The sequence below is a fragment of the Vreelandella sedimenti genome, assembly GCF_013416325.1.
GTDB lineage: Bacteria > Pseudomonadota > Gammaproteobacteria > Pseudomonadales > Halomonadaceae > Vreelandella > Vreelandella sedimenti.
On record NZ_JACCGK010000015.1, the window covers coordinates 100,410 to 124,220 of the forward strand.

19 protein-coding genes are annotated in these 23,811 nt (G+C 55.8%); 2 read left to right on the forward strand and 17 right to left on the reverse strand.

Features of this window, described 5'->3' with window-relative positions; translation table 11 throughout:
- Window positions 1-31: 31 nt before the first annotated feature.
- From ppc to cysM, 5 genes are all read right to left on the reverse strand, one after another.
- Window positions 32-2,680 carry a phosphoenolpyruvate carboxylase gene (gene ppc, locus HZU72_RS17170; RefSeq protein ID WP_180094288.1) on the reverse strand — a complete coding sequence of 883 codons (2,649 nt, stop codon included), beginning with the start codon at window positions 2,678-2,680 and terminating at the stop codon, window positions 32-34.
- Window positions 2,681-2,718: 38 nt separating this feature from the next.
- Window positions 2,719-3,558 carry a nucleoside triphosphate pyrophosphohydrolase gene (gene mazG, locus HZU72_RS17175; RefSeq protein WP_180094290.1) on the reverse strand — a complete coding sequence of 280 codons (840 nt, stop codon included), beginning with the start codon at window positions 3,556-3,558 and terminating at the stop codon, window positions 2,719-2,721.
- Complete coding sequence (gene relA / locus HZU72_RS17180; RefSeq protein ID WP_180094292.1) at window positions 3,558-5,834, reverse strand: GTP diphosphokinase; 2,277 nt, start codon at window positions 5,832-5,834, stop codon at window positions 3,558-3,560. Before relA ends, mazG begins: the two co-directional genes overlap by 1 nt.
- 73 nt (window positions 5,835-5,907) lie before the next feature.
- The gene (locus HZU72_RS17185) at window positions 5,908-7,305 is read right to left on the reverse strand and encodes a TRAM domain-containing protein (RefSeq protein ID WP_180094294.1); all 1,398 of its coding nucleotides are present in this window, start codon (window positions 7,303-7,305) and stop codon (window positions 5,908-5,910) included.
- 2 nt (window positions 7,306-7,307) lie between these two features.
- Entirely contained in the window at window positions 7,308-8,216 is a 909-nt protein-coding gene (cysM, locus tag HZU72_RS17190) for a cysteine synthase CysM (protein ID WP_180094296.1), read from the reverse strand.
- 91 nt (window positions 8,217-8,307) lie between these two features.
- Between cysM and HZU72_RS17195 the strand changes: the two genes are divergently transcribed.
- Entirely contained in the window at window positions 8,308-11,040 is a 2,733-nt protein-coding gene (locus tag HZU72_RS17195) for a response regulator (RefSeq protein WP_180094298.1), read from the forward strand.
- 83 nt (window positions 11,041-11,123) lie between these two features.
- Here the strand turns inward: HZU72_RS17195 and acpS are convergent, their stop codons facing one another.
- From acpS to rpoE, 12 genes are all read right to left on the reverse strand, one after another.
- Window positions 11,124-11,501: a holo-ACP synthase gene (gene acpS / locus HZU72_RS17200; protein WP_141441240.1), complete on the reverse strand. Its 378-nt coding sequence runs from the start codon at window positions 11,499-11,501 to the stop codon at window positions 11,124-11,126.
- Between the two features lie 33 nt (window positions 11,502-11,534).
- The gene (gene pdxJ, locus HZU72_RS17205; protein ID WP_180094300.1) at window positions 11,535-12,359 is read right to left on the reverse strand and encodes a pyridoxine 5'-phosphate synthase; all 825 of its coding nucleotides are present in this window, start codon (window positions 12,357-12,359) and stop codon (window positions 11,535-11,537) included.
- Window positions 12,360-12,413: 54 nt separating this feature from the next.
- The gene (recO, locus tag HZU72_RS17210) at window positions 12,414-13,109 is read right to left on the reverse strand and encodes a DNA repair protein RecO (RefSeq protein WP_180094302.1); all 696 of its coding nucleotides are present in this window, start codon (window positions 13,107-13,109) and stop codon (window positions 12,414-12,416) included.
- 8 nt (window positions 13,110-13,117) lie between these two features.
- Window positions 13,118-14,017, reverse strand: a complete 900-nt coding sequence (gene era / locus HZU72_RS17215; RefSeq protein ID WP_009286442.1) for a GTPase Era — start codon at window positions 14,015-14,017, stop codon at window positions 13,118-13,120.
- Window positions 14,014-14,706 (reverse strand): ribonuclease III, encoded by a 693-nt coding sequence (rnc, locus tag HZU72_RS17220; protein WP_009286441.1) that lies wholly within the window; start codon window positions 14,704-14,706, stop codon window positions 14,014-14,016. The genes era and rnc overlap by 4 nt, the downstream gene beginning before the upstream one ends.
- 67 nt (window positions 14,707-14,773) lie before the next feature.
- Complete coding sequence (gene lepB, locus HZU72_RS17225) at window positions 14,774-15,577, reverse strand: signal peptidase I (RefSeq protein WP_180094304.1); 804 nt, start codon at window positions 15,575-15,577, stop codon at window positions 14,774-14,776.
- 15 nt (window positions 15,578-15,592) lie between these two features.
- Window positions 15,593-17,410, reverse strand: coding sequence for a translation elongation factor 4 (gene lepA / locus HZU72_RS17230; protein WP_022523840.1), 1,818 nt, complete (start codon window positions 17,408-17,410; stop codon window positions 15,593-15,595).
- Window positions 17,411-17,605: 195 nt separating this feature from the next.
- Window positions 17,606-19,030, reverse strand: coding sequence for a DegQ family serine endoprotease (locus tag HZU72_RS17235; RefSeq protein WP_180094306.1), 1,425 nt, complete (start codon window positions 19,028-19,030; stop codon window positions 17,606-17,608).
- 81 nt (window positions 19,031-19,111) lie between these two features.
- Entirely contained in the window at window positions 19,112-19,579 is a 468-nt protein-coding gene (locus tag HZU72_RS17240; protein ID WP_180094309.1) for a SoxR reducing system RseC family protein, read from the reverse strand.
- Window positions 19,576-20,625 carry a MucB/RseB C-terminal domain-containing protein gene (locus HZU72_RS17245; RefSeq protein ID WP_180094311.1) on the reverse strand — a complete coding sequence of 350 codons (1,050 nt, stop codon included), beginning with the start codon at window positions 20,623-20,625 and terminating at the stop codon, window positions 19,576-19,578. The genes HZU72_RS17240 and HZU72_RS17245 overlap by 4 nt, the downstream gene beginning before the upstream one ends.
- A gap of 54 nt (window positions 20,626-20,679) precedes the next feature.
- Window positions 20,680-21,408 carry a sigma-E factor negative regulatory protein gene (locus HZU72_RS17250; RefSeq protein ID WP_180094313.1) on the reverse strand — a complete coding sequence of 243 codons (729 nt, stop codon included), beginning with the start codon at window positions 21,406-21,408 and terminating at the stop codon, window positions 20,680-20,682.
- 311 nt (window positions 21,409-21,719) lie between these two features.
- The gene (gene rpoE, locus HZU72_RS17255) at window positions 21,720-22,319 is read right to left on the reverse strand and encodes an RNA polymerase sigma factor RpoE (RefSeq protein WP_180094315.1); all 600 of its coding nucleotides are present in this window, start codon (window positions 22,317-22,319) and stop codon (window positions 21,720-21,722) included.
- Between the two features lie 377 nt (window positions 22,320-22,696).
- Between rpoE and HZU72_RS17260 the strand changes: the two genes are divergently transcribed.
- Window positions 22,697-23,773: a 3-deoxy-7-phosphoheptulonate synthase gene (locus HZU72_RS17260; protein WP_180094317.1), complete on the forward strand. Its 1,077-nt coding sequence runs from the start codon at window positions 22,697-22,699 to the stop codon at window positions 23,771-23,773.
- Window positions 23,774-23,811: the final 38 nt, after the last annotated feature.

Here is a 23,811-nt window from a genome sequence, read left to right on the forward strand (position 1 = left end):
AAATCACGGTAAAGAAACGTGTCAAAACAGCCTAGCCGGTGTTGCGAAGACCTGCCGCTATGCCCGCCATAGTGACCATCAACGCTCGAGAAAGGTCGGCGCTGATCGCCCCATCGGCGTCGCGATTACGCTGCAGTAACTCCGCCTGCAAACCGTGCAGCGGATCGATGTAGGGGTTGCGAACATCGATCGCCTGGCGAATAAGCGGCGTATTTTCCAATAGCTTCTCTTGCTGAAGAATATCCAGCACTGCTTCTTCCAACGACGCGAAGCGCTGGCGTAACTTTTTACCCAACGCCTTCAGCGAGGGCTCGTCGACCAAGCGGTGCTCATAATAAGCGGCAATGGCTACATCGGCTTTGGCCAGCAGCATCTCCAGCATGTCAAGATAGGTGCCAAAGAAAGGCCACTCGTTGCGCATCTCCTGCAGCACATCGCGTCCACCGGGCTGCTCTAAGCGCCGCGCAAAAGCTTCGCCGCTGCCCAGCCACGCGGGTAGCATCAGGCGAATCTGCGTCCAGGCGAAAATCCATGGAATGGCGCGCAGGGTTTCGACCCCGCCATCCTGGCGGCGCTTGGTGGGGCGTGAGCCCAACGGCAGCCTACCCAAGGCGCCTTCCGGTGTGACCGCGCGGAAATAGGGCACAAAGTCCGGGTCTTCACGCACGACGCCCACATAGGCACCATGCGCTACCTTGGCGAGCTGATCCATCTCTTCACGCCAGTGTGGTTCCGGTGCACGCGGTGGCAATAGCGTGGCTTCCAGCACTGCACAGGCATAAATCTCCATGGAGCGCAGGGCAATATCGGGTTGGCCAAACTTGAAGCGAATCATCTCGCCCTGCTCGGTCACCCGCAGACTGCCGTTTACCGAGCCTGGAGGCTGAGAGAGTATAGCCGCATGGGCCGGGCCGCCGCCACGGCCAACGGTGCCACCGCGGCCGTGGAACAGGGTTAAATCGACGCCGTGCCGGTTACACACATTCACCAGCGACTCCTGAGCGCGGTACTGTGCCCAGGCAGCGGCCAACTGGCCGGCATCTTTTGCCGAATCAGAGTAGCCAATCATGACCTCCTGACGGTCATCGATCAGCGAACGGTAGCCCGGTATCGCGAGCAGTTGATCCACTACATCGCCTGCGTGATCCAGGTCGTTAAGGGTTTCAAACAGCGGCGCAATAGGCAGCGTTACCTGCCCTCCTACCTCTTTCATCAGCAGCGCCACGGTGAGCACGTCCGAGGGCTCAGCGGCCATGGAAATGATATAAGTCCCCAGCGCTTCGGAATGCTCCTGTGCTATGACTTTGAAGGTATCCAGCACTTCGCGGGACTCGGCGGAGCACTCCCAGCGGCGCGGAATCAGCGGGCGACGTGAGGCCAGCTCCTCAAGCAGAAATTCCTGACGTTTGACTTCGTCCCACTCATGGTAGTGACCCAGGCCAAGGGAGCTTGTTAGCTCTTCAATGACCTGGGCATGGCGACTGGCTTCCTGACGTAGGTCAAGCTTGGTCAGCGTAACGCCAAACACCGCTACTCGACGCAGCGTATCCAGCAACGCGCCATTGGCGATGGTGTCGAGGCCCACATCACACAACGAACGGTAGCAGGCGAGCAGTGGTGAATAGAGCTGATCGCGGGTTTCGATAATCGGCCCGCCGTCGTAGTTGCGCCCTTCCAGTTCGGCCTTGGCCCAATCCCGGGTCGACTCCATCTTCGCAAGCAACCGCTTCAGCACTTCGCGGTAAGGCTCAGCGACATCGCCCGCTTCGGCTTTAAGTGCACTATTGGCCTTCCACATGGAGAGCTCGGTTTTGAGCTGTTCAAGATCGCGCAAATAGAGGTCGGCGGCCATCCAGCGGCCAAGCAGCAACACTTCACGGGTCACTCGGGCGGTCACGTTGGGGTTGCCGTCGCGGTCGCCGCCCATCCAGGAGGCGTAGCGTATCGGCGCGGCGTCCAGGGGCAGGCGTTCACCAGCGGTATCCAGCAGCAGGTTATCCAAATCTCTATGGAAATCTGGCACCGCCTGCCACAGCGAATTTTCAATCACCGCAAAGCCCCACTTGGCTTCGTCCACCGGGGTGGGCCGCTCGTGGCGAATCTCGTCGGTGTGCCACGCCTGGCTAATCAGTTCTTCCAGGCGCCCCTGAGCGCGGGTACCACGCTCCGGGTAATCCTCGGAGCTCTCAATGGCGGTTAAGCACTCATCGATGGCATCGTATTTTTGGATCAAGGTGCGGCGGATAACTTCGGTTGGGTGCGCGGTTAGCACTAGCTCAACGCGCATATTGGCGAGGGTCTCGACCAGTTTACGCGGTGAGTTGCCCGCCTGCTCGGCACGCTCAAGCAGTTCCCCCAGTACCGGCTGGGAGCCGGGCTTGTAGTCCTCGACCCGGCGAAAGCGCGCCCGATAGTGCTGTTCGGCAATGTTCGCGAGGTTTAAGAACTGGTTAAATGCCCGGGTGACCGGCAGCAGATCCTGCTCGGGCAGCTCACGCAGGTACTCGATCAATTCGCGCTGCTGCAGTGAATCACCCTGGCGCCCGCGCTTGGCGTGGGCGCGAATAGTTTCAATTTTATCGACAAATGCTTGGCCCAAATCGTCGGCAATGGTTCGCCCCAGGCTGTCGCCCAGAATACGCACATTATCGCGCAGAGATTCGTGTAGGTCGTGACTCATTGGCATGGCCTCCTTGCAGGGGTCGCGTAATTATTAGATCAGGAATGGGTAGATTGTTTTTCTTCTGCTTTGGCTGCCTGCCAGTGGGCTTCCATCTCGTCTAGCGAAGCCTCTGTTAATGGCCGCTGGGCAGCGCTGAGCTCGCATTCGACAAAACGAAAGCGGCGCTCGAACTTAGCATTGGTAGCGCGCAGGCACTGCTCAGGGTCGGCATTCAGCGTGCGGGCAAGATTTGTCACCGCAAACAGTAGGTCGCCGACTTCTTCCTGGGCGTGTTGTTGATCACCGGCGGCGAGTGCCTCTTCTACTTCCGCCAGCTCTTCACGGATTTTAGCTACCACGCCGCGCGCATCGGGCCAGTCAAAACCCACTCGCGCCGCACGTTTAGACAGCTTGGCGGCACGGCTAAGGGCGGGCAGCGTGCGCGGCACATCGTCTAGCACAGAGGGCCTCTCAACCGCTCTTTCTGCACGTTCCTCGGCTTTCAATGACTCCCAGCGGCTGTTGACCTGCTGGGTTTGCACCTCTTCGGCACTCACACCTGGCGGGCGGCGGGAAGCCAGCGTGCCATCCGGAAACACGTGCGGATGGCGGCGCAGCATTTTGGTGGTCAATGTATCGACGATATCGGCAAAGTCGAAGCGCTGCTCTTCCGCGCCGAATTGGGCGTAGTAGACCACTTGAAAGAGCAGATCGCCCAGCTCGCCGGGCAGTTCGTCAAAAGCGCGCCGCTCGATGGCATCGGCGACCTCGTAGGTCTCTTCCAGGGTGTGGGGCACAATGCTGTCCCAATCCTGCTGGAGATCCCAGGGGCAGCCCTGTTCCCGGTCGCGCAGCACCTGCATCAGAGTCAGCAGATCATCGATACCATGGCGCATTATGCCCCTCCCTTGCGAATTTGTTGTTCCGGGTCGGCGTTGCGCAAACGGCGCACTTCGGTAACGTTGGGCAACTGCTGGATACGCGAGAACAACCGCCCCAGGGATTCAAGGCCATCGACTTCCAGAGTAATGCGCAGCCGGGCAATGCCTTCATCGGTGTCCGTTAGCGTGTTCACGGCAAGCACGTTGACCTTTTCATTACCGAGCAGGCCCGTGACATCGCGCAGCAGCCCGGAGCGATCCCAGGCCTGAATCTCGATGGTCACCGGGTAGCGAGTCTGGGCGCGTTCGCCCCACTCAACTTCGATAATGCGCTGGGGTTCGTCCAGCCGCAATTGCAGAATATTACTGCAGTCCTGGCGGTGAACGGTGACGCCGCGCCCTTGGGTAATAAACCCGATAATCGGTTCACCAGGCACCGGGCGGCAGCAGTTGGCCATACTGGTTTTAAGGTTGCCGACGCCGAGCACCGTGATATCGCTTTTGGTGGCTTTGCTGGATTGGCGCTTAGGTTTGGCGAGCAGGCGATCGAGCTGCTCTTGGTCGTCGGTTTCACCAAACAGTTGCTGAGCCTGGTGCAGCACTTGGCCGATACGCAGGTCACCAGCGCCGATGGCCGCGTACATGTCCTCGGCGTTGTGGTAGTTGACCGCCTTGGCCAGCTTGGGCAGATCGAGACCTTCGACATCCAGGCGACGCATTTCACGGTCAAACAGCACGCGCCCCTCGTCCAGGTTTTGATCCCGTGCCTGATGTTTGAACCACGCCTGGATTTTGGCCCGCGCCCGGGAAGTGCGCACATAGCCCAAACTGGGGTTTAGCCAATCGCGACTTGGGCCACCTTTAGTGGCAGTAAGAATTTCTATCTGCTGGCCGGTTTTTAACTTGTAGGTTAGCGGCACAATGCGCCCATTAATCTTGGCGCCTCGGCAGCGATGGCCAATTTCGGTATGCACCCGGTAGGCAAAATCGATCGGTGTGGCAATCCGCGGCAGGTCAATCACGTGACCGTCGGGAGTGAAAACGTAAATACGGTCAGGGGCCACATCACTGGAGAGCCCTTCGCGCAAATCGCCAAAGCCGCCCACTTCGTCCTGCCACTCTAGTACCTGACGCAGCCAGGCAATTTTCTCTTCGTAGCTACGGCTTTTGGCGTTGGTATCGTGGCCTTTGTAACGCCAGTGGGCACAAACGCCCAGCTCCGCTTCGTCGTGCATGGCGAAGGTGCGAATCTGGATTTCGAGCACCTTGTTTTCCGGCCCCATCACGGCGGTATGCAGCGACTGATAGCCGTTCTTTTTGGGGTTGGCGATATAGTCGTCGAACTCGTTGGGCACGTGGTGCCAGCGCGAGTGAATAATACCCAGCACGGTGTAGCAGTCCGCCACTTCCGGCACCAGAATGCGCACCGCACGCACGTCATGAACTTGCGAAAAATCGATCCGCTTACGCTTCATTTTGCGCCAGATCGAGTAGATATGCTTGGCGCGCCCATCCACGTCGTAGCGGTGGATGTGCTGAGCTTCCATCAAGCCTTTGATGGTCTTGACGACATCGTGAATATAGCGGTCGCGGTCAAGGCGTTTCTCCGCCAACAGCTTGGCAATCGCCTTGTACTCATCTTCATGCAGGTAGCGAAACGATAGATCTTCCAGCTCCCACTTAAGTTGACCGATGCCCAAGCGGTGGGCTAGCGGCGCATAGATATCGGCGACTTCACGGGCCACCTGTAAACTTTTTTCCCGGGGGGCGTCTTTTACCTGGCGTAGTGCGCAGGTGCGTTCGGCAATCTTAATGAGCGCCACGCGCACATCACCGACCATATTGACCAGCATCTTGCGCAGGTTTTCCTGCTGATTGTGTTGGCCCATGCCATGGTCCGGTGCCAACGGATAGCTAATAGCGGCCATTTGCAGTACGCCATCAATCAGGCTGGTCACTTCTTCGCCAAAGCGTTTTGTCACGGACTCAAGGCTCAGCAGCCCTTCCCGCACTGCACGGTAGAGAACGGCGGCCTCAAGCGTGGCTTGGTCTAGCTTTAACTCACCAAGAATATCGGCCATTTCCAGGCCCATGCGGAAACTAGAGCCTGGCGATAGCCATACGCGATGGGTGCGCGGGGCCTCAAGCTCCAGCTTTTCGGCGAGTTCACAAGCGTCAACTAGACGCTCAGGCTCACGTAGGCGCACATCCTCCTGCAGGCGCGTTAACCACTGCTGTATATCCACCTTTCCGCTCGCGGTTAGCGGCTGGTCTTCACGCACTTTCACCATGACAATTACTCATCCTTTCAGGGAGACGGTCTCTACACGACCGTCACCGTGGCTTGATGCGATGGGGAAACGTCTAGCCCCCGGACTCGAATAGCATCAGCGTTTCCATATGCGCAGTGTGAAGGAACATATCCGCCACTGCTACTTGCTTGACCCGGTAACCCGCATGCACAAGATGTGCCGCATCCCGAGCAAGCGTTGCCGGATCACAGGAAATATAGACCACCCTGGGCACCGGGTGATGTGCCAGCGCCTGACAAATAACTTCGGCGCCGCTGCGCGGCGGATCGAGCACCAGCGCATCGCTACTGCCATGAACGGTCAACAGCTCCTTAACGCTGGCAGCGCTGTTTAAGTCAGCCTGCTGACCGCTGACCATCAGTTGGTTGCGCTTCGCGTTAATCGCAATGCGCGCCACCATGGCGGGGTTACCTTCCACCGCATAAACCTCAGCACCCGCTGCCGCTATAGGTAGGCTGAAATTACCGATACCAGCGAACAGATCGAGTAATTTTTGCCCTGGCTTGGGCGCTAACCACTGGATAACCTGGGCGACCATTTGCTGGTTAACCGGGGCGTTGACCTGTAAAAAATCGCCCGGTGCAAAACTTAAGCTAAGCGGTGGTTGGCCGGTAATGGTTAGCGACTCTTCAAGCGCCGGCGCTGCGCCATGCCAGTGCAGTGTGGGTGTTTCACGCCCCAACCAAGTGCCCAGCGCCACGCCCTGCTGCTGCGCAAAGGCTTGCCAACGTTCGGTGTCCCCGGTGTGCTCTTTTAACTGACGTACCAACACCACCTGCGCGGTCGCGGTCGCCAATAACTCAATATGCCCTACCTGGCGCGGCGCCTCTAACGTACCCAGCAACTCACGCAGAGGAGTTAACAGGCGTTGCAACGCATCGACCAACACCGGGCAGCGTTCAATATCCACCAGGCGGTGGCTATGGGCGGCACGAAAGCCCAAGCGCGTAGTGCCCTGGCTGTCGACTTTGACCCCCAGCCGCGCACGGCGCCGATAGCCCTGATCACTGCCTTGAATCGAGCCGATCTCACTTAGCGTTATACCCTGGCGAGAAAACAGATCGCGCACCACTTCACGTTTATGGTCACGCTGGGCGTCGACACTTAGGTGCTGCAGATCACAACCGCCACAGTGGCCAAAATGCGGACAAGGCGGCTTAACGCGCAGCTCGGAGGTGGTCAGCAGCGATTTGATATGCGCTTCGTCAAAACGTTTGCGGGTGGTATGAATTGCCACGTCCACTTGTTCACCTGGCAGCGCCTGATCCACAAAAACCGTTTTACCGTTGGCTGAATGAGCCACGCCACGCCCATCATGAGCCAAACGCTCAATGACCAGCGGCGATACGTCCTCTACAGCGGTATGCGGAGCCTTTCCACCCGGCGTGCGCGCTAGCCCAGAGTGGCCTGACGCGGGCCTGGGCGGCCGCCGTTTTCCCAGCATGGCCATGGTTATACTCCTGGGGCAAATAGGCCAGTGGAGAGATAACGATCACCACGGTCGCAGACGATAAACACAATCACCGCATTTTCGGTTTGCTCAGCGATGCGTAACGCACCGGCTAAGCTGCCCCCCGATGAGACCCCGGCCAGAATGCCCTCTTCACGAGCCAGACGGCGCATATGCTCTTCGGCCTCTTGCTGGCCAATATCTAGAGTGACATCCACCCGCGGCGCTTCAAAAATAGCCGGCAGGTACGCTTGTGGCCAGCGACGAATGCCGGGAATACTGGCACCATCGGCGGGCTGTAAACCGACAATCTGAATAGCCGGGTTTTGTTCTTTCAAATAGCGCGACACCCCCATAATGGTGCCCGTGGTGCCCATCGAGCTGACGAAATGCGTCACCTCGCCCCCGGTTTGCTCCCATACTTCGGGACCGGTGGTACGATAGTGGGCCAACGGGTTATCAGTGTTGGCGAACTGGTTTAGCGGCTTGCCTTCGCCCCTGGCGATCATGCCATCCGCGATATCCCGAGCCTCCTCCATACCGCCCGCTTTGCTGGCGGAAATTAATTTAGCGCCATAGGCCGCCATTGCCTGCTTACGTTCTTCCGAGGCGTTTTCCGGCATAACCAGCACCATCTGGTAGCCCTTAATCGCGGCCGCCATGGCTAGCGCAATACCGGTATTACCTGAGGTCGCCTCAATCAGCGTATCACCGGGGGCTATATCACCTCGGGCTTCTGCTTCATTGATCATCGAAAGCGCAGGTCTGTCTTTAACCGACCCAGCAGGGTTATTGCCTTCAAGCTTGGCCAACAGGGTATTGTTACGCCCCGCGCTAATGCGCTTAAGGCGTACCAGGGGCGTGTTGCCAACCACATCTTCTATTGTGGGATAGCGCTTAAGATCGTTCATGAATGTTCCTTATCGTCACCGTTATGCTGCATTATATCGGTGCTGCCTTAGGCTGGACAGGCAACCTCATTGAATCAGCGAGCTTCTTTTCATGTCTTTGAACACCCGTCTGCTGTTTGCGTTACTCGGTTTCCCGCTCCTGGTGTACGCCATGATGGCCGTACTGCTGGTCATACAGAGTGATACGCAAGCTAGCGGGGCGCATCAAGCGCGGTTAGAAAGCGTCGGCGAGCTGCTCGCCCCGAACCTCGCTGCGGCGGTCGCAACGGGTGATGAGCAACGTCTGGAAGCGCTGTCGCGTCAACTCCTCGCTATGAAAGGGCTGCGGGCGGTTGCGCTATTTGATGCCCAGGGCGACCGTCTATTATTACTCGGGCAATCCAGCCTACCACCGCTAAACGCCCCCGCTGATCAGCAATTGATTAAGCAGCAGGATGCATGGCGACTGCGCTTGCCATTGCCCCCTCCTCAAACAAGTGTCAGCCAAGCTGAGAACAGCCGCGTTGGCTGGCTAGATATCGAAATGGATACCCGTACGCTAATCCTTGGTCGCTATAAGTTGATTGCAAGCCTTAGCTTGGGTGGCATGCTACTTGGCCTACTGCTGTTTTTAGTCGCTTTTGCGATCAGTCGCTATACCACCCGCCCGCTGGAAGAAGCCAACCAAGCCCTTTATCGGCTATCCCGAGGCGACTATCGGCTACATCTGGCGCCTTCTAATGCCACAGAACTTCATCATCTGAGTAGCTATATTAACGCCCTGGCCGAGCACTTTCAGCAGGCCCAGCGGGATATGCAAACGCAAATCGAGCAGGCCACCAGCGAGCTGCAAGAGTCCATGGAAACCATTGAGGAGCAGAATATCAAGCTCGATTTGGCCCACCGCAGCGCGCTGCGGGCGAATGCCGTGAAGTCTGAATTTCTGGCCAATATGAGCCATGAAATCCGCACACCGCTAAACGGGATTATCGGTTTTTGCCGATTACTGGGACGCTCATCACTGGATACGCGCCAGCGGGAGTGGCTGCAGCACGTACACCGCGCTTGCGACAACCTGCTTATGCTGGTTAACGACGTGCTCGACTTTTCCAAACTTGAAGCGAATCGCCTCACCCTGGAAGAGACAGATATCGACATTGTCGCACTGGTCGACGAAGTGGTCGGACTACACGCCCCTGAAGCCCAAAGCAAGCAACTGCACTTGGTGGCCATGGTATATGACGATGTGCCTACCCCGCTAACCGGTGATCCGCTGCGTATTCATCAGGTATTGAATAACTTGATTGGCAATGCGCTTAAATTCACCCAGCAAGGCGAGGTGATCGTGCGTGTCATGTTGGATAATTTAGAAGGCCAGCATGTGGTGCTTAATCTGAGCGTCAGTGACACGGGCATTGGCCTAAGCGACACCCATCAGGAGGCCCTCTTTAGCGCCTTTTCCCAAGCAGAACCAAGCCACTCACGGCAATTTGGTGGCAGCGGCCTTGGGCTTACTATCTGCCGCCAATTGATTGAACGCATGGGCGGCGAGATTGGCGTGGAAAGCTCGCTGGGCAAAGGAACCACTTTCTTCTTTACGCTGCCTATGCTGGCTCATAAAGCGACCGAGCGACCCCCAGAAATTAGCTTGGCCAACCCGGTCATTCGCTTATATGAAACTCATGCTCCAACCCGCCATGTACTGGAGCACTTGCTAGAGCGCTGGGAAGCACAACCAATTGCCTTTGATGCCTCGGAACCAGCGAAATTGCTGATATTGGGGCTTGAGCACAGCGACTTTAGCCCCGAATGGCACGCTCACTGGCAAGCGGTGATTGATCAAACACCCTGCCCCACATTGATTTTAGCCAATGGCAATAGTTTTGATCTGCCGCCACTGCACTTAACCCATGGCGGCGAGACACTCTACAAACCTTTTTCCCGCGCGCAGTTGGTAACAACGCTCAAGCAGCTACTGCTATCTACGCACGTGCAGAATAAGAGCGAGCAGGAACTCCCCGCATTACCAGCAGCGTCTCAGCCACTCAAACTACTGATTGTCGATGACAATGCACCCAATCGTGAGCTGCTCAAAAACCTACTTGAAGACCCTACCCTGCATGTCTCTACAGCAGAAAGCGGCCACCAAGCGCTAGAATTCGCCCGTGCCAGTAACGTCGACATGGTGTTAATGGATATTCGTATGCCGGGGATGGATGGTGTACAGACCACCCAAGCATTGCGCAGACTGAGTAGTACCTGGGCTCGCTGCCCCATTATTGCCGTTACCGCCCACGTGCTCAGCAGTGAACGTCAGCAGTGGCTCGCGGAAGGTCTTGATGACGTGCTGGTAAAACCCATTGACGAAACACAGCTAGCACAGTTGCTCAACCGCTTTTTGGGGGTAACTCATCGGCTGACCGCCAGCACTGCAGAACCGCCCTATCCACAGCACGACATTAACGCCACCCAGAGACCACGGGTTAGCCATGCGGCACCGGCCACGCTACCCATCATTGATCTGGAGATTGGCGCACGTTTAGCGGGGGGGAAGGAGCACTTGGCACGAGAGCAGCTAAAACGTCTGATCGACAGCTTGGAGGAGAGTGAACAGCATATGCGCGCCGCTTTTGCCCAACAGCATTTGCCCACGCTGCTCGATTGGGTACATGGTCTCAATGGCGCTAGCCGCTACTGCGGTGCGCCCGAGCTGGCCTTACTGGTAGAGACCTTGGAAACTCGCCTACGCACCAGCGGCTTAGACCATGTAGAGGGGCTATTGGAAGACCTTTACCGGGCAATGGCCCGGCTGCGAGCATTGCGCCCGCAGTTGGTTAGACATTGATTGAACAGGCTTCAAGACGTTGCCCATTAGATGCTGGGAATAAATGACATGAACCCAGCATTGGCTGATCTGGCGGCGAGGTGTTAACGCTCTAACACCACAAAAGCCACCGCATACTCGGCTTCATCGCTCAGGGTAACGTGGCTAGCGGTGACACCCGCCGCTTGCAATAGCCGCTCGGCTTCGCCATTAAGCAGGAAATAGGGCTTACCCAAGGCATCGTTCAACACTTGAATATCCCCCCACTGCAGCCCTTGGCGTAGGCCTAAACCCAGCGCTTTTACAAATGCTTCTTTGGCAGCAAAGCGCTTGGCCAGAAACGCCGCGGGTTGAGCTTTGTGTAGCCAAATCGCCTGCTCATCGGGACCTAAAATTCGCTCAGCAAAGCGTGGCCCGTGCCGTTTCATGGCCCGTGTAAAACGCTCCACACGGGCAATATCCGAGCCAATTCCCACAATCATCGCCTTAAAAACCTCTGAATAGACAACCTATGATCAGTGCCCGCAGCAGTCATTATGAACATGCTCAGAGTGGTTTTCATGCTCATGATCGTGAGCATCGAGAGCCGCCATTAAGCCCGCCTCTTGGCCAGCGATGATCAAGCGTTTCATCTCCTGAACGGCCTCTTTGAGGCCCTCAAACAGCGCACGAGCAATAATGGCATGACCGATATTGAGCTCGTTAACGCCCGGCAGCGCCGCAATCGCTTCAACGTTATGGTAATGCAAGCCGTGACCAGCATTGACCACTAAACCCAGCGAGATAGCGTGAGTCGCTGCAGTCGTTAAGCGATGATACTCTGCATTCGCTGCATCGCTACCGGGACGCGCTTCTGCGTAAGCGCCCGTGTGCAGTTCAATCGTCGGTGCACCGGCGCGCTGGGCAGCATCAATCTGCTCCACATCAGGGTCGATAAACAGGGATACATCGCAACCCGCCGCACTTAGCCGTTGGCAAGCGCTGGCAATGGCGTCAAAGCCGCCGACAACGTCTAGACCGCCTTCGGTGGTCAGCTCTTCGCGCTTCTCCGGCACTAAACAGACATGGGCAGGGCGGACTTCTTCGGCCAGCGCCAACATCTCTTCAGTGACAGCCATTTCCAGGTTCATGCGCGTGTTAAGCACTTCGGCCAGAATGCGTACATCGCGGGGCTGAATATGACGCCGGTCTTCACGCAAATGCACCGTAATGCCATCGGCACCCGCCTCTTCCGCAACTAATGCTGCCTGCACGGGGTCAGGGTAGCGAGTACCTCGGGCTTGGCGAAGTGTCGCAATGTGATCGATATTGACGCCTAACAGTATCCGAGGGGGGTGCATAGTGCCTCCAGCGCAACAATAAGATAAAAGTTTGTGAACAGGAAATTCAAAAAATCAGGGACGATGACGACGCCGAGCTAAATCGAGCATCAGTTCTCGCGAACGCAAAACGGTGGTGCCAAGATGGGGTGCCAACGCCGCTCGCATTACTACCTTTAATGCATTGGCAAGGCCTTCATGTTGCCAATCACCCTGCTCAATGTAGCGTAACGTTCTGCCGTCAAGGCCACGCTCAGTAGGTATGAATGCCCGGCTGGCGGTATCAAAACGGTAGCGGAGCTGAGGATCCAAAACGCCACCTTCAGGTGTCGCAAACTGCGGCGTGGCCTCGAGCGCCTCTAGCAGCGCCCACTCATAGCGGCGCAGCGCCAACGCTCGTTCCGCTGGCGCTGGCAGTGCTTTCAGTAGCGCGGTATAAAACGCGAACACGTCAGGCGCCGGCAATTCTAACGGCAGCAGCCGCGTGGCGATCTCATTGGCGTAAAGCCCGCACAGCAAGCCCTCTCCGGCCAACAACGCCGTCTGGCCGCGAGACTCCATCAACGTTAGCCGTTTTAAATCACGGCTGCCCTGCCAGGTCACGAACAGCGGCGTAAACGGCTGCAGGCGTTGGCGCGATTTAGAACCGGGCCTTTGCCCGCCATGGGCCACAGCACGCACTCTGCCGTGATCAAGCGTTAATAGATCCACCAGCGCACTGGTTTCACGATAAGGCCGACGGTGGAGTAAAAAAGCCGGCTCTGGCGACATCGCTACCTTCAATCGAGGTCGTAACCCAAGCTTTTCAAGGCGCGCTCGTCATCCGACCAGCCGCGTTTTACTTTCACCCATAAATTGAGCATCACTTTGGTGCCCAGGGCACGCTCCATATCCAGGCGCGCTTCACGACCAATGCTCTTGAGACGATCGCCGTTTTCACCAATTAAAATGACTTTTTGGCCTTGGCGCTCAACGAGAATAAGCGCGCTGATATGCGTTACACGCTCTGTCTCGCGGAACTCTTCAATTTCAACGGTCATCTGGTAAGGCAGCTCATCGCCCAGTTGGCGCATCACTTTTTCACGCACCAGTTCAGCGGCCATAAAGCGCAGGCTTTTATCGGTAATCTGGTCTTCAGGGAAGAAGTGGACGCTTTCAGGCAGGTGTTTGGCCACTTCCTCTTCCAGAGTATCGACCTGAGTGCCGTGCTTGGCTGAAATCGGCACGATAGCGGCGAAGTCGCGGCGGGCGCCAACATCCGCCAGCCACGGCAACAAATCGCCCTTTTCGCCCAGGCGGTCGACTTTATTGACCGCCAGGATCACTGGCGCTTTTACGTGCTCCAGGCGCTTTAACACCGCCTGGTCTTCTTCCGTCCAGCGGGTGCGGTCGATAATAAATACCACACAGTCGACATCGCGCAGCGCCTGGGTGGCCGCCTGATTCATAAAGCGGTTGATGGCTTTATTGCGATCCTTGGACATGATGTGCATGCCCGGCGTGTCCACATAGATAAACTGTGTCTCATCGACTGTTTTAATACCCATGACCTGGTGGCGAGTGGTTTGTGGTCGCCGTGAGGTAATCGATATTTTCTGCCCCAGAATACGGTTCATGAGGGTCGATTTGCCCACGTTGGGTCGGCCGACGATGGCAACGAATCCGCAGGTTTGGCTCATGATTTATCTCCAGGGCTTTTTTCAAGGTACGACAGCGCTTCTTCTGCCGCCTGCTGTTCAGCATGACGGCGGCTTGGGCCTTTACCAGTGGTATGCTCAGCCAACAGGTCAATGTAGCACTCCACGGTAAAGGTCTGGGCATGCGCCTCGCCCTTTACGCAGACAACTTCATAGCGCGGCAACGCGGCTTGACGCGACTGCAAAAACTCCTGCAACCGTGTTTTGGGATCTTTTTGGGTATCTTGCAAAGAGATATTACCCAGCCTTTCCGCGTACCAATCCAACACCCGGTTGCGCACCACATCCATCCCCGCATCCAAATAGATGGCGCCAATAATAGCTTCGACCGCATCCGCCAAGATCGATTCACGACGATGCCCGCCGCTTTTCATCTCGCCAGAACCTAGCCGCAAGCATTCACCGAACTCCATTTCACGGGCCAGTTCCGCCAGGGTTTGTCCTTTCACCAGTCGCGCGCGCAGGCGTGAAAGCTGCCCTTCACGGGCCTGAGGAAAGCGCTGAAACAGCGCCTCGGCGATGACAAAGTTGACGATGGAGTCACCTAGAAACTCCAGGCGCTCATTGTTACGACCACCGAAGCTACGGTGGGTCAAGGCCAATTCCAATAGCGTATCGTCGCCAAAGGTATGGCCGATTCGTCGGCAAAAAGCGTTCAAGGAATTACTCACAGCTCTCCTACGTCATTGACGTTAACTAAATTGACATAACTGACTAAATTCAGCACAGGCAGCATCTTCATTCAATGTGCCGCACGCTGGTAAAACTTGGCAACCCGCCATCCCAGTGCATCCACACCGCAAAGGCGCGGCCCACAATGTTCTCTTCCGGCACGAAGCCCCAATAGCGGCTGTCGTTGGAGTGGTCACGGTTGTCCCCCATCATGAAATAGTGCCCTTCAGGAACCTCCACTTCACGCATTTGCGGGCCAGGGTCTCGCGGGTTGTTATAAATAAAGTGCTCGGCGTCGCCAAGGCGCTCTTCTAATAGTAGCTGTTGGGGCGAACCATCGGGCCCATCCTCGATCAGCTCTTTGGCCACCGGCTCGCCGTTAACGTAAAGCTGCTTTCCCTCATAGCGGATACGATCCCCTGGCATACCGACCACCCGCTTGATGAAGTTCACCGAAGGCTCGTTGGGGAAACGAAACACCATCACATCGCCACGCTCAGGATCATCGACTTCGAGAAAGCGGGTGTTGACTACCGGTAAGCGTAAGCCGTAGGCAAATTTGTTGACCAGAATAAAGTCGCCCACTTCAAGCGTAGGCCGCATTGAACCAGAGGGGATCTGAAAAGGCTCAATAATAAAACTACGCACCACCAGCACCACCAGCAGCACCGGGAAAAATGAACGGGCGTAGTCGACCGGCCACGGCTCTTTAAGCAGCTTTTCGCTGGTAACTGGATCCAGCCCTTCCTGGGTATTGGCCTCCGCGGCGGCGAAGCGTTGGCGGCGCTTGGGCTTTAATAGCCACACGTCCAACAGGTAAATAACGCCCGAAAGCGCAACAGCAAGTACCAGCAGTAATGAAAAATCCATGAGTGGCGTTCTTTCCTAGTCGTTAACCTTGAGCACAGCAAGGAAGGCATCCTGGGGAATTTCCACACGCCCCACCTGTTTCATGCGTTTCTTACCCGCTTTCTGTTTCTCGAGCAGTTTCTTCTTACGGCTGACATCGCCGCCGTAACACTTGGCCGTCACGTTTTTGCGCAGCGCTTTCACGGTGGAACGTGCCACCACTTGACCACCAATAGCCGCCTGAATCGCCACATCAAACATCTGTCGTGGGATCAGCTCTTTCATTTTTTCCACTAACAAACGACCTCGATGGTGGGCATGATCACGGTGGATAATCACCGCTAGCGCGTCGACTTTGTCACCATTAATAAGTACGTCAAGACGCACCAACTTGGCCATTTCAAAACGCTCGAAGTTGTACTCTAGCGAAGCGTACCCCTTGGAGATCGATTTCAGGCGGTCAAAGAAGTCCATAACCACTTCGGACATGGGCAATTCATAGGCCAACTGGATTTGGTTACCCAGAAACTGCATATCCAGTTGCGTGCCTCGGCGCTGCTCGCACTCGGTGATCACGTTGCCCACATACTCCTGGGGAACCAGGATACTGGCGCGCACCACTGGCTCACGCATTTCATCCACGTCAGCCATGTCGGGAAGCTTTGAGGGGTTGGAAACGTAGGTGACGTCGCCATTTTTCATTGCTAGTTCATAGACAACCGTGGGAGCGGTAGTGAGCAGATCGATATTATACTCACGCTCCAGACGCTCCTGGACGATCTCCATGTGCAGCGTGCCCAGAAAACCCACCCGGAAACCAAAGCCAAGGGCATCAGAATTTTCCGGTTCATAGGCAAGCGAGGCATCGTTAAGCGCCAGCTTCTCTAGCGCATCACGAAAGTCTTCGTAATCATCCGCACTGACCGGGAACATACCGGCATACACCTGCGGTTTTACTTTTTGGAAACCAGGCAGACGCGCGACATCTGGCGTCTTGGTGTGGGTAATGGTATCGCCCACCGGTGCGCCGTGAATTTCTTTGATACCCGCGACAATAAAGCCGACTTCCCCGGCACGCAGAATTCCGGTCTGCTTGCGCTGGGGGGTAAAGATCCCCACTTCCGTGGTACCCCAGTCGCGACCCGTCGATTTAATGCGGATCTTATCGCCTTTACGCAGCGTGCCATCAAATAGACGAACCAGCGAAACTACACCAAGGTAGTTATCAAACCAGGAGTCGATAATGAGTGCTTGCAGCGGCGCTTCCGGGTCGCCCTTGGGCGGTGGTATATCCCGCACCAAGCGCTCTAGCAAGGCATCAATGCCCAAGCCACTTTTGGCCGAGACCTGGCAGGCGTCGGTGGCATCCAGGCCGATAATCTCTTCAATCTCCTGGGAAACCTTGTCGCAATCCGCCTGTGGCAAATCGATTTTGTTAAGCACCGGCAGCACTTCTAAGCCTTGTTCGATAGCGGTATAGCAGTTGGCCACCGATTGGGCTTCAACACCTTGCGCCGCATCGACAACCAGCAACGCCCCTTCACAGGCGTAGAGCGAACGCGATACTTCGTAGGAGAAGTCGACATGTCCAGGCGTATCGATAAAGTTCAGCTGGTAAACCTGACCATCGGCAGCGGTGTAATCCAGCGTGACCGACTGCGCTTTGATGGTGATACCACGCTCACGCTCGATGTCCATAGAATCGAGCACTTGCTCTTTAAGCTCACGCTCGGTTAACCCTTCGCAGGTCTGGATCAGGCGATCAGAGAGTGTCGATTTACCGTGGTCAATGTGGGCAATTATAGAGAAGTTGCGTATGTGCTTAAGCTTTCCGTTGGGAACGTCTTGGGACATCGAGTCTGTTCTGCCTTAGTGGTACGCAAGCGGACGCATTAGCAGGCCGCTTCGAGAGTTCAAAGCTCGAAAACAGCTGCCGTTTAAAAATAGGGGCCATTTTCGACAAAAAGATATCCGCTATTGTAGCGATATGCGCAGGCTAGGAACAGCGGTCCGGCGAGAACCACCGGACCAGGAGTGAAAATAGACGGGTTATTCCAGACGCAGCGCTACAAACAGGGAACGTCCGTCGCGGAACAGACGAACTGGAATAGCGCGATCGGTCGGCAACGCCTCGACAATCTCTACCAGCTCAGCTGATGAGGAAACGCTACGATGGTCGATGCTCACTAACACATCACCTGTGCGGATACCGGCTTCAGCGGCTACGCTGCTAGACTCAACCTGACGAACGATCACACCGCCGGGAATATTCAGTTGCTCGCGCATGGTGTCATCAATTTCAGCGACCATTACGCCAAGACGCGCTTGGTTATTGCTGCCTGCCTGTGCCGACTGCTGCTCAGCGTCTGGCCAACTACCTAACTCGACGGACTCGGTCAGTTCTTCACCGTCACGCATCAAGGTGAGCTCCACCTCGGTGCCTGGCGCGCCTTTACCGATCAATCGCGGCAACGAGCTTGAGCGCTCAACCTCTTCACCATTGACTTCAAGAATGACATCGCCTGCCTGGAGCCCACCCTGGGCCGCTGGGCCTTCTGGATCAAGATCGGCAATCAAGGCGCCAATCGCATTCTCCATACCGAACGACTCGGCCAGATCCTCAGACACAGGCTGAATCATGACGCCCAACCAACCACGATCTACCCGACCGCCTTCACGCAGTTGCTCGGCCACATCCATGGCAACGTTAATGGGAATGGCAAAAGAGACGCCCATAAAGCCGCCGCTACGGGTAAATATTTGCGAGTTAATTCCCACTACTTCGCCGTCTAAGTTGAACAGCGGGCCACCGGAGTTGCCGGGGTTGATTGCCACATCGGTTTGGATAAAGGGCACATACGCATCCCGCGGCAAGGTGCGATTAATCGCACTGACGATACCCGCAGTGACCGAGTGGTCAAAACCGAAAGGAGAGCCAATCGCAGCAACCCACTCACCTACTTTTAGCTCGTCAGAGTCACCGAGATTGAGCGTAGGCAGATCATTTGCATCAATTTTGAGTAACGCCACGTCGGTTTGTGGATCGCTACCAACCACTTCTGCACTCAATTCACGGCGATCATTGAGCCGCACAAGGATCTCATCGGCATCTTGCACCACGTGAGCGTTGGTCATTACATAACCATCTTCACTGATGACGAACCCCGAGCCTAGAGACTGTCGCTCTTCTGTACGTCCCTGACCATTACTAGGGGGCGCTGGAAAACTATCCCCAAAGTTCTCTCCAAAAAAGCGGCGGAAAATCTCGGGGATTTCCTGACCACCGAACCCGCCAAAATCGGGGGCGCTGCTGCGCTGAACCGTTCGACTGGTTGAGATGTTCACCACCCCAGGGGCAGCGTCTTCAACTAATGCGGTGAAATCAGGCAAATTCTGAGCGCTGGCTGCTTGGCCAAACGTTAGCAATGCCACCACACAAACCCATAGCGTGGAAGGGAGAATCAAGCGCTTCATGCAAGAGCTCCTACTTAATGTGATAGTAAGCGAAGGCATATCAACAACTCACGGCGAGACACCGGAGAACTCATTAACGAACTAATTGACCAAGCGTGGGCGAAAGCGTTCCCCACGCCCGCGTATTAGACATTTAATACTTAGCGCACCGGCCATCAAAGCAATAAAAAAGCTCAGGGGCGCCAGCCAAATCGTAGTGCTAACGAGCGCGATCAGCCCGGATAGCAACAGCGCAAGCAGTAGCGGCAGCCCATAAACACAAAAAGCCAGCAACGTGACAGAGGCACGCGGCAGGCTGATAGTGACTTGGCTTCCTAACCGATAGTTGCGCTCGGCGTTATCTGTTTTGGAAGGAAACACTACGGCAATACGTTGGCTGCGCTGGCGCGCCAGCAATCCAACCCCACACCCTCGCCCTTGAGCACACTGCTCGCAGTTCTGCTGGGCGGCAATTTCAACGATTATTCCCTGGAAGGTGTAGTCAACAACCGTGCCAGTACGAAGCAGAGAGGTGCCAAGCAAAGGGCCACAGGGCGCGGAGGTCATCATTTTATCGACTCAGCCTCATCGACACTTTCTTGAGATTGACCTTCTTGCAGGTCGAAAGTGATTGAGCGAACAATGCGCTGCAGCGTTGCTACTGGCAGCTCACCAATGGCAACCAGTTGCCAGCGCCCTTCAGCGGTGATGGTGTGCTCAATGGCGACGGCCGAGACACCCAACTGCTGCACGCCTTCCTGCAAGGCAATGGTCGCTTCAGATGCAAGAGGCTCTACAAAGATACTCACAGTGGCCAAACCATCACTGTAAACACGCTGATGTACATCTTCGCCGGCAAAAGTAACCGGTTGCGCAACAAAACCGTCGGGCAACCAAGAGGTATGCCAAGGCGTATTGAGGATAACGGTAGGTGAACCTACACGTACGATGCCGGTATATTTTTGGGGCGATTGAAGCTGGGTAATTTGGAAGGTTTCAATGATCCTGCCTTGCTGATCACTGAGTACATGCTTAAGGAGTAGGCCGGTATCTCGGTCTAGCCACCACTCATGGGAAAAACGCCATTGGTCGCGAGGCTCGAAAATAAGTTTAACGGCTTCGCGACCAGCTACCCGAGCATCGTCCTCAAGCTCGATAGCGTAATATTTCTCAAGATGAGCCGCCCACCTTGCAGGAGTAGGCATCTCCCCATTGCTATGCTCTTCAGTCCAAGCCAGTCGACCCACCGGCGAGCGCCGCTCAATACTCACGGAAGGACCGTCTAGGTACTGAACCACCTGCTGTCGAATGCCATCCTGGATGCGATGCGACAGCGCCAGTGTGCGAACATCAACAGCATCAATCGCCACCGCCCTGGCTTGGAAGGCATAACAGTGGCTAGCCCACAAACCACGCTCAAGCCACTGCGTGGCGTTACTGGGCTGCGCATCGGATTCCGCCGCGCACTCGTAGCCAGCATGGCGAACCGATTGGCTAACGTCAGAAGAGCTATTGGCGTTTTCTGCATGCACTTGAAAAGAGAGCGTACCAACTACTGCTGCCAGTACCCAGGCACGCTTTAACCGCCAGGGCACTATCATGTTGCGCACTCCCATCCCGCGCACTCCCTACTCACTTAACAGGCTTCGTCAAAAAGAACATCATTCAGCTTAGCGCTGACCTAATGGTTCAGTCACTGCCGATGAACGCATTAATGGCATCCAACTATCACCACTGCCGTAAGCAGCGCTCTGAGTATGCTGTTCTAAGTAAGATTGCAGCAAGCCAATCTGATCTACATCAATATTGGTACCCTGGGAAGCAGTCACTCCCTGTGGCGTCTGTGCTGAAAACCCCGTTTCACTAATATTCATTAGACCGCCCTGACCCGACTGACCGCTAAGCCGAAACGGTGTGGGCTCAAACATGGGCATATCAGCACGTGAGGCTACTGCCGACTGAGAGGCCAAGTTGACTGGCTGTACCTGGGTAGCACCATTAGCGCCAGATGCGGTCGTTGCCATGTCACCACTGCCCTGGCCAACGGGCGAGTCGTTGCCAAAGAACTGAACGCCGGTGATCACCATCAGTGACACTGCAGCAGCAACGCCAGCGCCGCGGGCGAACGAAATCCCCCCCGTACGGTGGGCTACAGGCTCGGCACCTTGCTTCATTGGAGCAGGCTCTTCGCGCAGTCGGGCCATAATGCCAGCGGAGAGATCGACGCTTACATCGACGCCCTGCTCCCGCTGCATCATGCTGCGGGCAAGGTGATATCGGCGCCATGTATCTGCGGCATCGTCATCATTAGGCAGTGCCTTCAACACTCGGCGAAGCTCAAGCTCATCACTCTCGCCATCCATTAACACCGAAAGTGATTCCCGTGTGTTTTGACTCATACTTCACACCCTCACACTGTTTAAAAGAAGTACTGGGGTAATGGCTTTCGTTATACGCACCACCACTCCGACGACTTCCAAGGCCAAGACTCAGTTATAGGCTAATAAATTAGTAAAACTCATTAGCCTGCAACGCTAAGCTCATGACACTTTGCACATTGATATATCAGCAACTGACACACCAAGCGTGCTCATCAAAAGATAGTCAGGCTTTATGACGCCTTACATGCCAGACAGTTCACAAAAAATAAAACCTTTATATTTAAGGCTGACACCCAATACCGCTCATATCGCCTCCCCCACTACGACCACTACTCTTCGCGACTGTTCCGCGCTGTCGATACTAATGGGCGGATATGTTCATCAACCGCCTCGCGGGCGCGAAAAATTCGTGAACGCACGGTTCCCACAGGGCACTGCATGACCTGAGCAATATCTTCATAAGCAAGACCATCCAGTTCACGCAGGGTAATCGCCGTGCGCAGATCATCCGGCAAATTTTCGATTGCCTGATAAACCGCGGCTTCGAGCTGATCTCTGGCAATCGCCGCTTCCGGCGACTCGGAATCCGCCAGTCGCCCGCTTTGATCAATGATTTCAGCGTCGGCAATATCCATATCACTTCCCGGCGGGCGCCTTCCCCGCGAGACCAGATAGTTTTTCGCTGTGTTAATCGCGATGCGATACATCCAGGTGTAAAACGCACTTTCTGAGCGGAACTTACCCAAGGCGCGATACGCCTTAATAAATGCCTCCTGGGCTACATCCTGAACTTCAGAGTGATCATGAACATAACGACCAATCAGGCCGATAATTTTGTGCTGGTACTTCTTCACCAGCAGATCGAAAGCGCGCGTATCACCTTTTTGGGCACGTTCAACAAGCTGTTGGTCTGTTTCCCGAGTGCCCATTCACACGCTCCTCCAGCTCGTACGGCATGCGCCGAGCCCAATTCCTATTAGCCCTGACAAATGGGCGTTCACAGCAAGCAGCATAGCGTCCCTTGGGCATTAATTAATATAGAGTGAATAAAAGAGCGAATACCTCGCCCGAGTAAATTGCTGCATTATTATAACGGTACTAAATTTTAACGACAGGGCTTCCAGTGTTGCGCGTTCCGTGCAACGCATCAAGCGCTTACCCCCTTTCGCAAAACCCTGCGGCTGACACTTTTAATGCCGCTATAGTTCCGCAGCAATTGATTTTTACCTGCTCGGCGAGCGATAGTATGTGCCACTTTTATCGCCCCCTCACTTTTTCAGCCATTACGCAAAGCACAGGTAGCAAGATGCCAGAACAGCAGGTTAATAACCTTAACGTCCTCGCTCAAGACGTTCTCACCACGCCAGAAGCGCTCAAGAATGCCGTGCCGTTAACGGAGGCGGCCGAGCGCACCGTGATCGAAGGTCGCCAAACCATTCAGAACATCCTGGATGGCAATGACCCGCGACTGTTGGTAGTGGTCGGCCCATGCTCAATCCACGATGTGGAAGCCGCCCTCGACTACGCCCGCCGTCTTCGTGCGTTGGCTGACCAAGTCAGCGATAGCCTATATATCGTGATGCGCGTCTATTTTGAAAAACCGCGCACAACGGTCGGCTGGAAAGGCCTGATCAACGACCCGCACCTCAACGACTCCTTTGAGATCGATGAGGGTCTGCATATCGCCCGTAAATTGCTGGTCGATCTGGCCGAAATGGGCTTACCGCTAGCCACTGAAGCGCTAGATCCCATTTCTCCCCAATACCTGCAGGACTGCATCAGCTGGTCAGCGATTGGCGCCCGTACCACCGAGTCCCAGACCCACCGGGAAATGGCTTCAGGCCTCTCCTGCCCGGTCGGCTTTAAAAACGGTACCGACGGCAGCCTGGACGTGGCGATTAACGCGCTTCAGTCCGTGGCCAGCCCGCACAATTTCCTGGGCATTAACCAGGCGGGCCAGGTAGCCATTATCCGCACCCGCGGCAACGCCTACGGCCACGTCGTTCTACGCGGTGGCAACGGCAAGCCCAACTACGACAGTGTAAGCGTTGCCCTGGCGGAGAAAGAGCTCGAAAAAGCCAAGCTATCGCCCAACATCATGATCGACTGCTCCCACGCCAATTCCAACAAAGACGCTGCGCTACAGCCATTGGTGCTGGAGAACGTCACCAACCAGATTTTGGAAGGCAACACCTCCATTATCGGCCTGATGATTGAATCCAACATTGGCTGGGGTAATCAAAAACTGACCCAAGACCTTAGCCAACTGCAGTATGGCGTCTCCATTACCGATGCCTGCATCGACTGGGATACCACTGTGGACACCTTCAACCGCATGAACGATAAACTTGCCGCCACACTGGCCAAGCGCATCGTCAAATAGGTCGGCAACCCCGCTACGGCGGGGTTTTTCATGACTTT